Annotated in this window: 14 protein-coding genes; 2 read left to right on the forward strand and 12 right to left on the reverse strand. The window is 33.7% G+C overall.

Annotated elements, in window-relative coordinates:
* Nucleotides 1–84 precede the first annotated feature (84 nt).
* The 8 genes from AC1EUY_RS13780 to AC1EUY_RS13815 all read right to left on the reverse strand — a co-directional run bounded on the left by AC1EUY_RS13780 (nucleotide 85) and on the right by AC1EUY_RS13815 (nucleotide 7,898).
* Entirely contained in the window at nucleotides 85–1,035 is a 951-nt protein-coding gene (locus AC1EUY_RS13780) for an OmpA/MotB family protein (protein WP_480196127.1), read from the reverse strand.
* A gap of 136 nt (nucleotides 1,036–1,171) precedes the next feature.
* A complete protein-coding gene (locus tag AC1EUY_RS13785) occupies nucleotides 1,172–1,930 on the reverse strand; it encodes an exodeoxyribonuclease III (RefSeq protein ID WP_480196128.1) in 759 nt (252 codons plus the stop codon).
* 244 nt (nucleotides 1,931–2,174) lie between these two features.
* Nucleotides 2,175–2,828, reverse strand: coding sequence for a 3-oxoacid CoA-transferase subunit B (locus tag AC1EUY_RS13790; RefSeq protein WP_480196129.1), 654 nt, complete (start codon nucleotides 2,826–2,828; stop codon nucleotides 2,175–2,177).
* A gap of 37 nt (nucleotides 2,829–2,865) precedes the next feature.
* Nucleotides 2,866–3,219, reverse strand: coding sequence for a four helix bundle protein (locus AC1EUY_RS13795; protein ID WP_480196130.1), 354 nt, complete (start codon nucleotides 3,217–3,219; stop codon nucleotides 2,866–2,868).
* Between the two features lie 27 nt (nucleotides 3,220–3,246).
* On the reverse strand, nucleotides 3,247–3,948 hold the full coding sequence (locus tag AC1EUY_RS13800) for a CoA transferase subunit A (RefSeq protein WP_480196131.1): 702 nt from the start codon (nucleotides 3,946–3,948) through the stop codon (nucleotides 3,247–3,249).
* 9 nt (nucleotides 3,949–3,957) lie between these two features.
* A complete protein-coding gene (locus AC1EUY_RS13805; RefSeq protein ID WP_480196132.1) occupies nucleotides 3,958–6,267 on the reverse strand; it encodes a penicillin-binding protein 1A in 2,310 nt (769 codons plus the stop codon).
* Nucleotides 6,260–6,793 (reverse strand): gliding motility lipoprotein GldH, encoded by a 534-nt coding sequence (locus AC1EUY_RS13810; RefSeq protein ID WP_480196133.1) that lies wholly within the window; start codon nucleotides 6,791–6,793, stop codon nucleotides 6,260–6,262. Before AC1EUY_RS13810 ends, AC1EUY_RS13805 begins: the two co-directional genes overlap by 8 nt.
* Nucleotides 6,744–7,898 carry a PSP1 domain-containing protein gene (locus tag AC1EUY_RS13815; protein ID WP_480196134.1) on the reverse strand — a complete coding sequence of 385 codons (1,155 nt, stop codon included), beginning with the start codon at nucleotides 7,896–7,898 and terminating at the stop codon, nucleotides 6,744–6,746. The genes AC1EUY_RS13810 and AC1EUY_RS13815 overlap by 50 nt, the downstream gene beginning before the upstream one ends.
* Before the next feature lie 167 nt (nucleotides 7,899–8,065).
* Here AC1EUY_RS13815 and AC1EUY_RS13820 point away from each other — a divergent pair, with 167 nt between their 5' ends.
* Nucleotides 8,066–9,223 carry a DNA polymerase III subunit gene (locus AC1EUY_RS13820; RefSeq protein WP_480196135.1) on the forward strand — a complete coding sequence of 386 codons (1,158 nt, stop codon included), beginning with the start codon at nucleotides 8,066–8,068 and terminating at the stop codon, nucleotides 9,221–9,223.
* Here AC1EUY_RS13820 and trhA read toward each other — a convergent pair whose 3' ends face one another.
* Both trhA and AC1EUY_RS13830 read right to left on the reverse strand, forming a co-directional pair.
* Nucleotides 9,224–9,874, reverse strand: a complete 651-nt coding sequence (gene trhA, locus AC1EUY_RS13825; protein ID WP_480196136.1) for a PAQR family membrane homeostasis protein TrhA — start codon at nucleotides 9,872–9,874, stop codon at nucleotides 9,224–9,226.
* Nucleotides 9,864–10,616, reverse strand: coding sequence for a lysophospholipid acyltransferase family protein (locus AC1EUY_RS13830; protein WP_480196137.1), 753 nt, complete (start codon nucleotides 10,614–10,616; stop codon nucleotides 9,864–9,866). The genes trhA and AC1EUY_RS13830 overlap by 11 nt, the downstream gene beginning before the upstream one ends.
* Before the next feature lie 114 nt (nucleotides 10,617–10,730).
* On the opposite strand from AC1EUY_RS13830, the gene trpS reads away from it, so the two are divergent.
* Nucleotides 10,731–11,699 (forward strand): tryptophan--tRNA ligase, encoded by a 969-nt coding sequence (trpS, locus tag AC1EUY_RS13835; protein WP_480196138.1) that lies wholly within the window; start codon nucleotides 10,731–10,733, stop codon nucleotides 11,697–11,699.
* On the opposite strand, the gene AC1EUY_RS13840 is transcribed toward trpS, so the two are convergent.
* Together AC1EUY_RS13840 and AC1EUY_RS13845 are read right to left on the reverse strand one after the other, a co-directional pair.
* A complete protein-coding gene (locus AC1EUY_RS13840) occupies nucleotides 11,696–12,736 on the reverse strand; it encodes an NADP(H)-dependent aldo-keto reductase (RefSeq protein WP_480196139.1) in 1,041 nt (346 codons plus the stop codon). The two genes, trpS and AC1EUY_RS13840, sit on opposite strands and share 4 nt — an antisense overlap.
* A 59-nt stretch (nucleotides 12,737–12,795) precedes the next feature.
* Nucleotides 12,796–13,983 (reverse strand): phosphoglycerate kinase, encoded by a 1,188-nt coding sequence (locus tag AC1EUY_RS13845; RefSeq protein ID WP_480196140.1) that lies wholly within the window; start codon nucleotides 13,981–13,983, stop codon nucleotides 12,796–12,798.
* Nucleotides 13,984–13,989: the final 6 nt, after the last annotated feature.

The following is a 13,989-nucleotide window of genomic DNA, read 5'->3' on the forward strand; positions in this document are numbered from 1 at the left end:
TAGTTTTAAATATTTTACATGTAATTATAGCATCAGGATGATTAGTTTGAAAATACTTTGCAATTCTTTTTTCAAAAAATAAAATCACTCATTTAAAAGACTATTAATAGCATCTAGATTTGGCGCTAAAATAATTTCTATACGTCTATTTTTTGCTTTACCAGAAACAGAACTGTTACTAGCTATAGGTACAAATTTGCTTCGCCCAGCAGCTGTTATTTGTTTTGGTGAAACATTATTACTAGTTAATATACGGGCAACAGCAGTAGCACGTTTAGTGGAGAGATCCCAATTATCTTGAACAACACCTTTTCCGCCATAAGGTACATTATCAGTATGCCCCTCAATTAATACATCTATATCTGTATTTTGCTTTAAGACACTTGCTAAATTTACCACAGCAGAACGTCCTTGGTTACCAACGGCCCAACTACCAGAACCAAATAGCAATTTATTTTCCATAGAAACATACACTTTACCATTTTTACGTTCTACGGTAAGTCCTTTTCCTTCAAACCCACGTAACGCAGCAGAAACAGCATCTTTCAATTTTTGCATTTTAGCTTCCTTCGCTGCTATCAGCCCTTCAAGTTCGTCAACTCGTTTAGAGCGATTATCTAAATCGCCTTGGAGCTTTTCCAAGCGTGTACCCTCTTTTGTTAACTGCGCTTCTTTTTCCTGTAACTGTAACAAAAGCGCTCTATTTTGTTGCTCTTTTTCAGAAAGCTGTTGACTACTCATTTGTGAAAGTTCATCATATTCTTTTTCAAGTTTAGTCTTTCTATCTGCTAATCGAGCCACCTCGTCATTAAGTTTATCTTTATCTGAGTTTAATTTATCTACTTCTGACTGTAATTGCATTCGACTTGCTTCTAGTTCTTTTTTAGCATCAATAAGATCTTGATTTTCACCAAAGAGTTCTGAATTGTTATCGCGTAAACGATTGTATTTGTCTTCTAATTCGGTATATACTTTTTTAGAGACACAAGAAGCTAGTAGGCTGCTAAGAATAAGGATTGAAAGAAATTTTTTCATGACTAATTAAATTTTCAATGTCATTGCGAGGAAGAATGACGAAGCAATCTTTTAAACAGATTCCTTCACTTCGTTCGGAATGACAACATTAAAAAAGTAATCTTTTCTTCTATAAATCTATTTATTGTTTTTAATTCTAACTAATCTCAACACCAATCGGGCAATGATCTGAATGCTTAGCTTCTGGTAAAATATAAGCTCTTTTTAAGCGATCTTTCAGCGATTCGGTCGCCATGCAATAATCTATACGCCATCCTTTATTATTATTTCTTGCATTCGCTCGATAACTCCACCAACTATAATGATGCGGCTCTTTATTAAAATGTCTAAAAGTGTCTATAAATCCACTATCAATAAACTTGCCAATCCACTCACGTTCAATAGGTAAAAAACCAGAGACACCTTTCATTTTTGGATTATGAATATCAATTTCTTCATGACAAATATTATAATCGCCACAAATGATTAGGTTGGGAATTTCTTTTTTTAGCTGATTTATATATTCATGAAATTCAGCCATATAATTTAACTTAAAATGCAGACGATCGTCATTAGTGCCTGAGGGCAAATACAAACTCATTATAGAAACATCATCAAAATCTAATCGAAGATTTCTACCTTCAAAATCCATAGTTTCTATGCCTGTACCGTATTCAACATGATTGGGCTTAATTTTTGATAAAACAGCGACACTACTATAGCCTTTTTTTTGAGCCGAAAACCAATAATGATATGGATAACCAGCTTGTTCAAAAACTTCAAGGTCAAGTTGTTCTTTATGTGCTTTGGTTTCTTGAATACAAATTACATCTGGATCTGCGGCTCGTAACCAATCTATAAAGCCCTTTTTTAGGGCTGCACGAATTCCATTAACGTTATAAGAGATAATATTCATTTAATAATTACTTTTTTATCACTAAAAATCCATTTTAGCTCAATTTTTTCATTTTGTTGCTCCTTAATCTTTTTTACTTTGGGTGATAAAAAATAAGCCAAAGCAATATTTATAATAAACCTAGGAACCGTAGCTTTTAATCCAAGAATAAAAAACATAATGGAACCTATAACAACTAAATTAAAGTGAAAAATATACGGATAATATAGTTTTAATAACCTCATGTTTAAGTCAAAACAATTGACTAAATAATCATTTCAGGAATTTCACCCTCAACAATCAAGGTGCCTTCAGTTGCATTTTTAATATCTTCAATAGAAACTCCAGGGGCTCTTTCTAATAAATGAAAAGCATTATCTATTACTTCTAAAACTGCCAAATTTGTTACGACTTTAGTAACACAACCAACTCCTGTTAAAGGCAATGAGCATTTTTTTAGAAGTTTAGATTCCCCTCTTTTGTTAGTGTGCATCATTGCAACGATGATATTTTCAGCAGAAGCTACTAAATCCATCGCTCCTCCCATACCTTTTACCATTCTACCAGGGATTTTCCAGTTAGCAATGTCACCGTTTTGAGCGACTTCCATTGCACCTAATACGGTGAGTTGCACATGTTGACCACGAATCATGGCAAAGCTGGTAGCCGAATTAAAAATCGAGCCGCCATCTAAAACAGTAACCGTTTGTTTACCTGCATTGATCAAATCAGCATCAACATTTTCCTCATATGGGAAAGGACCCATACCTAGCAAACCATTTTCACTTTGAAATTCAACAGCAATTCCTTTAGGAATATAATTTGCCACAAGTGTGGGAATACCAATACCTAAATTAACATACCATCCATCTTGTAGTTCTTGAGCTATTCTTGTTGCAATACCTATTTTATCTAACATATCAATTTGATAATGTTTTGATTTGAAAGTTTGAAAATCATTTCTTCTTAGAGGATGAAATAATTTTACTAATTATCTTGATAATAGTTTTCAAATCAGTTAATATATTTTTATCCGGATTTGGATAATGTTTTGATTGTTCGCAAAGCATTAGCCAATACTCTAATTCATCTGCTTCTTTAGCCGAAATTTTAAATTTGTGTATAAAATCTGCTTTACTTTCAGCATTTTGAGCTTCTTTTATATTTGCACCGATAGAAGTTCCATTTCTAAAGATTTGAGAAGCCATCTCAAACTTCTTTAAGGTTCTTAGTTCTTCTGAAAATTCAATTATTTTTAATGAAAATTCTAAAGTTAAATTTACAATTAAATTATCTCTATCATTCCTCATTATCAAATTTTCAAATTAATCAATCGATTAATTTTTAGGTGTTACTGTTCTGTTTTCAATACGTTTTTCATAGTGCTTTCCTTGAAATATACGCTGCACAAAAATTCCTGGTGTGTGAATTTGATTTGGCTCTAATTGACCCGCTGGCACCAATTCTTCTACTTCGGCTACTGTTATGTTACCAGCCATCGCCATCATAGGATTAAAATTTCTCGCTGTTCCTTTATAAATAAGGTTTCCAGCGGTATCTCCTTTCCAAGCTTTTACAAATGCAAAGTCAGGTTTAAAAGCATGTTCTAAGACATACATTTTACCATTAAATTCACGAGTTTCTTTTCCTTCAGCGACTTCTGTTCCATAGCCAGCAGGTGTATAAAAAGCAGGGATGCCTGCTCCTGTGGCACGACAGCGTTCTGCTAAGGTTCCTTGAGGAATTAAATCTACCTCTAGTTCTCCACTTAACATTTGACGCTCAAACTCATCATTTTCACCAACATATGAAGAGATCATTTTTTTAATTTGACGTTTTTGAAGGAGTTGCCCTAATCCAAAATCATCGACGCCAGCATTATTTGAGATACAGGTTAAACCTGAAATACCTAGTTTTACTAATTGAGCAATACTATTTTCAGGGATACCACATAAACCAAACCCACCAAGCATAAAAGTCATATTACTTTCAACGCCCTGTAAGGCTTCTTCTACATTATTTACAACTTTATTAATCATAATGTTTTATTAAAATTCTGGTATGTTATTTACAGCAGTAGAATCTGCTGCTTGTTGTGTTTGCTTATACTTTTCACAATCAAGTTCTATATTTAGGTTGTTAGGCTTTTCAAATGCTTTATCACTAATATTTAATTCTTTATTTGCATAGCATTTTTGCATGTATAATGCCCATATTGGTAATGCCATTGCAGCGCCCTGCCCGCGACCAATATCTGGAAAATGCGCAGCTCTATCTTCTGCACCCACCCACACACCTGTGGTTAAGTTAGGGACAATACCCATAAACCAGCCGTCAGATTGATTTTGTGTAGTTCCTGTTTTGCCCGCAATAGGATTCTTGAATTTATATGGGTAACCCGATACAATGCTATCAGGATATTTAGCGCCAGATGTTCGTAATCGTACACCAGAACCAGCTTTGGTTACACCTTCTAACAGGTTAAGAATTGTATAAGCCGATTGTTCACTTAAAACTTCTTTTGTTTTAGGAACAAAATCACTTAATACAGTTCCGTTTTTATCTTCTATACGTAAGATCATCATGGGTTCTACGTACATACCTCGATTAGCGAAAGTATTATAAGCACCTACCATTTCGTATAAAGTAAGATCTACACTTCCTAAAGCGATCGAAGGTACTTCTTCTATTTCATTATAAATACCCATATTTTTAGCCAGACGAACTACATTTGTTGGTGTCACCTGATCTATTAAATTAACTGTCACAACATTAGTTGACTTAGCCAAAGCTTTTTTTAGGGTTAGTGTCCCACCATATTCGGGGGTGGCATTTTTAGGTGTCCAATCTTCGGGCAGCCCATATTTACCTTTCGGAATAGTATATGGTGTATTATTGAATTCTTGACATGGCGATAATTGCAATTGATTAATGGCGGTTGCATATACAAAAGGCTTAAAGGTTGATCCTACTTGTCGCTTTCCTTGTTTTACTTGATCGTATTGAAAATGTTTATGATTGATACCACCTACCCATGCTTTTACATGACCCGATTGAGGATCTGTTGACATCAATCCAGCTCTAAAAAAATGTTTATAATAACGAATAGAATCTAGTGGTGTCATAATCGTGTCAATTTCACCTTTCCATGAGAAAATCTTCATATCTGTTTTTTTATTGAAAGAAGCTCTAATCTCTTTTTCAGATTTTCCAGCTTTTTTCATACGCTTCCAACGATTTGATCGTTTCATAGAAGGTTCTATGATTACTCTATCTATTTGCTTTGCAGTTAGATCATAAAAAGGGGCATTCTTATTCTTCTTTTGACTTTTAAAGAATACGCGTTGCAAATTAGACATGTGTTCCTCTACTGCTTCTTCTGCATATTGCTGCATACGAGAATCTATAGTTACATGCACTTTGAGTCCGTCTCTATAAATATCGTATTTCGAGCCATCAGGTTTCACATTATTTTTATCTTCAACCCAATCTAATAAGAATTTTCTAAGATACTCTCTAAAATACGTGGCTACACCAAAACTCGTGTCTTCTGGAGAAAAACTTAAAACCATGGGTAAGTTTTGTAATGAGTCTTTCTCTTTTTCAGTAATTACTCCATTCCTAGCCATTTGTGCAAAAACAACATTACGTCGCTGTAAGGATTTGGCTTTAGAAACTTTACGTTGCGGATTGAATTGGCGAGGGTTTTTTAGCATGGCTACAAAAACAGCAGATTCTTCAGGTTTTAAATCTTTTGGTTCTTTGTTAAAGTAAATGCGTGAAGCTGAACGAATACCTACAGCCTGAAATAAAAACCCTTGCTTATTTAAATACATGGCTATAATTTCTTCTTTTGTATAATGACGTTCTAAACGAACAGCAATTACCCATTCTTTTACCTTCTGAATAATTCGTTTAAATACATTACCCGAAGCTTTTTTAGTAAAAAGCAATTTTGCAAGTTGCTGAGTTATGGTACTAGCGCCACCATCTTTACCTAATTTTACAACAGCTCTTGCAAAACCTTTAAAATCAATACCCGAATGTTTATAAAAGCGCTCATCTTCGGTTGCTATTAATGCATCTATAAGATTCTGTGGGAGCTCTTTGTAGCTTACAGGAGTTCTATTTTCAATTGCATACGTACCTATGGTCTTACCGTCACTAGAAATTACTTCGGTAGCCAACAAACTTTTAGGATTCTCTAATTCTTCAAATGTTGGTAATTTTCCAAAAATACCAGCACCAGCTAATAGAAAAACTAAAATTACACCACCAATTCCTAAAAAGAAAATACGCCAAATCCATTTGGTATATTTTTTAAAAGCAAGTAACTGCTCGTTTTCTTTTTTACTCATTTGTTTTTGTTTTTTCAATACTCACACCAACTTCACTAATTCCTTCTAAATTTGTAATGCCATCAATTTGCCCACTTTTTCGCATTGCATGCTGTACATTTATAGTATAGTTTCCCGATGTTGGAAAAATAACATCTGCTTTGTATTCTAATTTATTTTCTTTAAGATCTGTTAAACCACTTCCTAGAAAATTTCCTTGTGCATCAGTCATTTCATACTCTAATGTATCAACAATAGTTGTGTTATCTGGAAATTCTATACCAACTATTAAAAACAGATTACTGTACTCATAGTCTTTATTGTTTCTTAGATTGATGTAAACATTGTTGCGAGAAATAGTATCCTTAGGATTGTATTTGAAATTCATGATAGAATCTTTATGCCATGCATTGTTCTCAACAGATTGGTATTGTTCGAATTCTTTAGTATCTCCACAAGATATAAGAATCAAGGCAAGCAAATACACTAACACATTTTTATGCATTTTTACGAGGCTTTTTTCTTCTATTATTTCGTCTTTTACCATTTTTTTTCTTCTTATCGAAACGTGTTAAACTATCTTGCCCTACCACATCACTAAACACAACATCATTAGTTTTAGTTTGTTCATATACGGTTGCATACTCTTCTAAACTTGTTATCTTCTTTTTCTGACTGTTAGTTTTAATTATCTCATTAACCTGTTTTACGTTTAATTGATGCCATTGTACAGGGTTTTCTTTATAAGCATACCAAAGCAATCCTTTAAAAATATCCATTTTTTGAAATACGCCTATTCCTTTTTCTGTTTGCAGCCATGTATCTGTATTAGGAAACTCCTTAAGTGCATCCATATACGTATCGAGCTCGTAATTTAGGCAACATTTAAGTTTACCACATTGACCCGCTAGTTTTTGAGGATTTAATGATAATTGTTGATAACGTGCTGATGCTGTAGTTACAGAACGAAAATCAGTAAGCCAAGTAGAGCAACATAATTCGCGACCGCAGGATCCAATACCTCCTAATCGTGCCGCTTCTTGTCGTAACCCTACTTGTTTCATTTCAACTCTTATTTTAAAAGTTGAGGCCAATTCTTTTATGAGTAGTCTGAAATCAACACGGTCATCAGCAGTATAATAAAAAGTTGCCTTATTACCATCACCTTGAAATTCAACGTCAGATAATTTCATTTCTAAGCCTAACCGTTTAATAATAAGACGAGACTCTCTCTGTACTTCTAGTTCTTTATTTCTAGCAATTTGCCAAATATCAATATCCTTCTGTGACGCTTTTCTATAAATCTGTTTTATATCTTCATTATCTTCAGAAATCTTTTTCTTACGCATTTGCACTTTAACCAATTCTCCCGTTAAGGAAATGGCACCAATATCATGACCAGGAGATGTTTCTACAGCCACAATATCACCAATAGCAATAGGTAAATCTTTAGTATTTTTATAAAAAAGTTTTCTTCCGTTTTTAAAACGAACCTCGACAATATTAAATTTTGATTGACCAGTTGGAAGTGTCATATTAGACAACCAATCAAAAACAGTAAGTTTATCGCAACTACCAGTACCACAACTGCCATTGCTTTTACATCCTTTTGGGATGCCATTAGCATCTGTAGAGCAACTATTACAGCTCATAGTATGTTATATATTTTGAAATCAAACAAGAGTTTGATTCTAAATTCGTAAATCAATTATAAAGGGTAAATATAATCATAATTGAGTAAAGTAAAATTCTTAATCTTTATAAGAAATAATCAAGGGTAACTTAGTGGCTCGCCAATTGTAGTTTATTATATTTGTGAATGCTTTTTAAAGATATCATAGGGCAAGAAAAAGCAAAAAAACAGCTTATTCAATCTGCAGAAAATAAACGAGTGCCTCATGCGCAATTGTTTGTTTCTCCTAAAGGCAGTGGCGCTTTGCCGTTAGCGATAGCCTATGCTCAATATTTACTTTGCAATAATGTTGATGGAGAGAATACAAATGGAAACAACATCTGCAATTTAAAATTCGAAAAATTTACACACCCTGATATGCATTTTGTTTTTCCAGTAGCCGCCAATACTACTGTTAAAAAGCATCCTGTTAGTGATCTTTTTTTGGGTGAATGGCGTGATTTTTTGACAAATAACACTTATGGAGATTTATTTGATTGGTATCAACAATTAGGTATAGAAAACAAACAAGGACAAATAGGAGTTGATGAAGCAGAAAGCATTGTAAAAAAGCTTTCATTAAAGGCATATGAAGGTAATTTTAAAATCATGCTTATTTGGATGGTTGAAAAAATGAATATCGCTGCATCTAATAAATTATTGAAGCTCATAGAAGAGCCACCCGAAAAGACAGTTTTATTATTGATTACCGAAGATGAAGATAAAATCATAAATACTATTTTGTCGAGATGTCAATTGGTAAAACTGTATCCTCTAAGTGAAAACGAAATTAAAGAAGAACTTATAAAACAAGAGCATATCAGTGTTAAAGAAGCGATTCGAATTGCACATCAAGCAGATGGTAATTGGAACAAAGCTTTACAATTACTTCATAATGAAGGCAATGATGATCTTTTCGAGCAATGGTTTATTACATGGGTGCGAACAGCTTTTCGAGCAAAAGGCAACGCTACAGTAGTGCAAGATTTGGTAGGATGGAGTGATGCTATAGCAGCTTCTGGTCGAGAAGTACAGAAGAATTTTTTAAATTACTGTCTTGAGTTTTTTAGACAAGCTATGCTCAAAAATTATACGGCAGAATCATTAGTATATGTTTTGCCAAAAACAGAAAATTTTAGTTTAGAAAAATTCGCTCCATTTATTCATAGTGGTAATATTTTAGAAATTAATAAAGAACTGAATGATGCCATTTATCATATTGAGCGTAATGGAAACGCAAAGATTATTTTACTTGACCTTTCTATAAAATTAACAAGATTATTACATCAGAAAGAAGCTGTTTAATTAATGTTTTAATACATAAAAATATACAGTCATAAAGTGTGAGAAACTCCCTAAAAGCACAAAAACATGAAAGATTGCATGGTTGTATTTTATTGTTTGAATACTATATACTATGGCACCAACAGTATAAAAAACACCACCAGCCAAGAGCCAATACAATCCGTTTAAAGGTAAATTTTCAATTAATGGTTTAATTGCAAAGATGATGATCCAGCCCATGGCTACGTAAGCTATAGTTGAAATTTTATCGAAACGACCAGTGTAAAATAACTTAAAGAAAATTCCGATAAGAGCGATTCCCCAAGTAATTCCAAAAATAGTCCAGCCTAACCATCCTTTTAATGTTACCAACGTAAATGGTGTATAGGTTCCCGCGATTAAGACGTAAATAGCCGAATGGTCAAGAATATTAAGCTTCTTTCTTAATTCAGGATTTTGCATATAATGATAAAAAGTAGATGCAGCATATAAGAGAATCATACTTATTCCGAATATAGTAAAGCTTACTATATGTCTATTGGTACCATGTTTACTAGCATGAATGATGAGTAATATCAGCGCAATAACACTCAATACGAAACCTAAACCATGCGTGAGCACATTTAATTTTTCTTCGGTTTTCGAGTAGTATGTAAGATGTTTATCTTCCATGGGTTATTATCATATCTTTAGTAAGCTCATCGTGAATTAAATCAAAGGCTTGCTCTTTCAAATTATCCATATCATCTAATGTTAACCCTTTCGTTTCTATAAATTGATGAACCTTAACCCGCAATTTTCCAGGCCAACCACTAAAGAAAGTCCATGAAAATCTTTTTTTTACATCATAAAAGGTCATCGGAACAATAGGAATTTGATGTTCAATAGCCAACCTAAAAGCACCATTTTTAAAAGGAGCGAGTGTCACACTTTCTTCAGGAACTAGTCCTTCTGGAAAAATAGCAATACTTAAACCCTGGTTTAACTTATTTTGTGCACTTATATAAACTTCTTTTCTACTTTTGGCGTCTCCTCGATCTACTAAAATGCTACTCTTTTTAGCTACGTAACCAAACACAGGTATATTTTCAACTTCTTTTTTCCCCACAAAAACAGCAGGATTTTTCATCACCGAAAGCATTAACATAACATCAATTAATGATGCGTGATTTGCAATGAACATATAACTTTTATCTGGAATAATTTCTTGTTCGTATTCTACAACAGGTTTAAACCCCATAACAAAAAGGATTGTTTTGCCCCAAGCGATGGCTATTTTAAAAAATGTTTTATAATAACGATCAAAAGAAATTACAATAATTAAAATAGGTAATGCGAAAAGAATAGAGAAAAACACCCAACCATAAAACCAAGGGCGCCAAAATAAACGAAATATGTTTTTAAAAAACTCCATTGCAGCCAAAAATAGTAATTAATTATTAGTGCAATTTTTTAGTAATGAAATCCCTATTTTTGCGGTCAATGACCGATTCATTATCTCACTTATAACGGATAAATAGAAATAGTAATGGCAAGAATACTTACGGGTGTACAAAGTACCGGAACGCCACATTTAGGCAATTTATTAGGAGCGATTATTCCAGCTATAGAAATGGCAAATGACCCCAAAAACGAATCATTTCTTTTTATTGCTGATATGCATACCCTTACACAGATAAAAGATAGTAATATAATAAAAGAAAATACCTATAGTACCGCAGCTACTTGGTTAGCTTTTGGTTTAGATATTTCTAAGACTATTTTTTATCGTCAAAGCGATATTCCTGAAGTGACAGAACTATCTTGGTATTTGAGTTGTTTTTTCCCGTATCAGCGATTGACCTTAGCACATAGTTTTAAAGATAAAGCAGATCGTTTAGAAGATGTAAATACAGGTTTATTTACGTACCCAATGCTTATGGCGGCAGATATTTTATTGTATGATGCTGATATTGTTCCTGTAGGGAAAGACCAAGCTCAACATTTAGAAATGACTAGAGATGTGGCCAATAGAATTAATCATCAAATGGGAAACATTTTGGTGCCACCCAGAGCTAAAATTCAAGAGCATACCATGTTAGTGCCTGGTATCGATGGTGAGAAAATGAGTAAATCTCGAGATAATATCATCAATTTGTTTTTAGATGATAAGAAGCTTCGAAAGCAAATTATGAAAATACAAACGGATAGCACACCCTTAGAAGCACCTAAAAATCCTGACACGTGTAACTTATTTGCATTGTATAAATTAGTGGCTAACGAAGACCAGATCAAAGAGATGCGAGCAAACTATCTTGGAGGAAATTATGGTTATGGGCATGCCAAGCAAGCATTTTTTGAGTTATTAACTGAAAAGTATGCTAAAGAACGCACATTGTATACTCATTACATGAACAACCTTCATGAAATTGACGAGACCTTAGCTATTGGAGCTGAAAAAGCACGGAAAGTGGCAAATGAGGTTCTTAATAGAGTTCGAAAAAAACTAGGATATTAAGGGGCTGGATTAGGTATTAATGCATGCACAGCTTCTATTTCTTTCAAAATTTCATCAGATAATTCAATATAAATACTATTAATATTTTCTGTAAGCTGATTCATTTTAGTTGCCCCAATAATATTACTTGTTACAAAAGGTAACTGATTAATATATGCCAAGGCTAGTTGAGATAGTGAAATATTGTGCTTATTTGCTATTTCTAAATACTTGTTTACAGCCTCTTCAGAACTTTTATTTTTATAGCGTGCAATAAATCTTGGAAACAAGGTGCCTCTTGCCCCTTCTGGTTGTTTTCCGTTTAAATATTTACCAGAAAGTACGCCTTGTGCTAGTGGCGAATACGCTAATAAACCAATATTCTCTCTTAAAGAAACTTCAGACATTCCGTATTCGTACGAACGATGAATTAGAGAATACGAATTTTGTATGGTTGCCATTCTAGGTAAGTTATGTTCTTTGGCAGTTTGTAAATATTTCATCGTACCCCAAGGCGTTTCGTTAGATAGACCGACATGTCTAATTTTACCTTGTTTAATAAAGTCTTGAAGTGTTTCTAAAATTTCTAAATGATTTTCAGCTACTTTACTTGAAGTTTGATAAGGATAATCACGAACTCCAAAACAATTTACACCACGCTCTGGCCAATGCAATTGATACAGGTCAATATAGTCAGTTTGTAAACGTTTTAAGCTATTCTCAATAGCTTCTGCAATGGCTCTTTTACTAAATCCATCTTTTCTGATATGCGCTGTATAGTCACCACTACCTGCTATTTTTGATGCCAAAATAACTTTATCTCTATTGCCTGTTTTCTGAAACCAAGATCCAATTATTTTTTCTGTTGCACCATAGGTTTGGGGTGTTGCAGGCACAGAATATAACTCTGCAGTATCAAAAAAGTTTATGCCTTTTTCAAGGGCATAATCCATTTGTTCATGACCATCTGCTTCCGTGTTTTGATTTCCCCAAGTCATCGTGCCTAGGCATATTTTACTAACTTTAATGTCTGTATTTGGTAAGTTGGTGTATTTCATATGTTAATTTGATAATGAGATGATTTGATAATTAACTAATTATAGAATTACCAAATTATCTAATTAAGAATAGCTTCAATTCCTGGTAAGGTTTTTCCTTCTAGACTTTCTAACATTGCACCTCCGCCAGTAGAAACATAACTAACTTTATGTTCAAAACCAAACTGTTTTACGGCGGCTACAGAGTCGCCTCCGCCAACAAGCGAAAAAGCACCTTCGGCAGTAGCGTCAGCAATAGCATTGCCTAATTCAATAGTACCTTTTGCAAATTTTGACATTTCGAACACACCCAAAGGTCCATTCCACAAAATAGTTTTTGAATCGGCAATAACAAATGAAAATCCAACGTTGGTTTTAGGTCCAGCATCTAAGCCCATCCAGCCATCAGGTATTTCGTTAGCAGGAAATATTTGTGTATTTGCATCTTCACTAAAAGCATCAGCAGCTATAACATCTATTGGTAAATGAATTCTTGTGTTCTTCTGTTTTGCCAAATTTAAAATGTCTTGTGCTAACTCTAGTTTATCGTCTTCGACTAAAGAATCACCAATTTTTCCACCTTTTACCTTAATAAAAGTAAAGGCCATTCCACCACCAATAATGATATTATCTACTTTATCTAAAATATTTTCAATAACATCAATCTTAGAAGATACTTTTGCTCCGCCAATGACAGCAGTAACAGGCTTTTCACTTTCGTGAAGTACTTTTTTAATGCTTTCAATTTCTTTTGCCAATAAATTACCAAAGCATTTTTTTCCTTCAAAAAATTGTGCAACAATGGTAGTGGATGCATGTGCTCGGTGCGCAGTGCCAAAAGCATCATTTACATAAATATCACCGAGGTTAGAGAGTTTTTCTGCGAAGGCTACATCACCCGATTTTTCTTCATCATGAAAACGAAGATTCTCTAAAAGTAATACTTCACCTGGTTGTAATTTATTTGCCGCTTTTTCGGCGATTTCACCTACACAATCTGAAACAAATTTTACTTGAACACCAATGACCTCGCTTACTTTATTGACGATATGTTTTAAAGAGAATTTGTCTTCAACACCTTTTGGACGTCCTAAATGCGACATAAGTACGCAGCTACCACCATCTTCTAAAATCTTTATGATTGTTGGCTTCGCGGCGTTGATACGTGTGTCATCTGTTACATTAAAAGTATCATCAAGAGGCACATTAAAATCTACTCGAATTAATGCTTTTTTATCTTGAAAATTGAAATCGTTGATGGTGCTCATTACTTA

The sequence above is a fragment of the Maritimimonas sp. 2210JD6-3 genome (assembly GCF_056591795.1).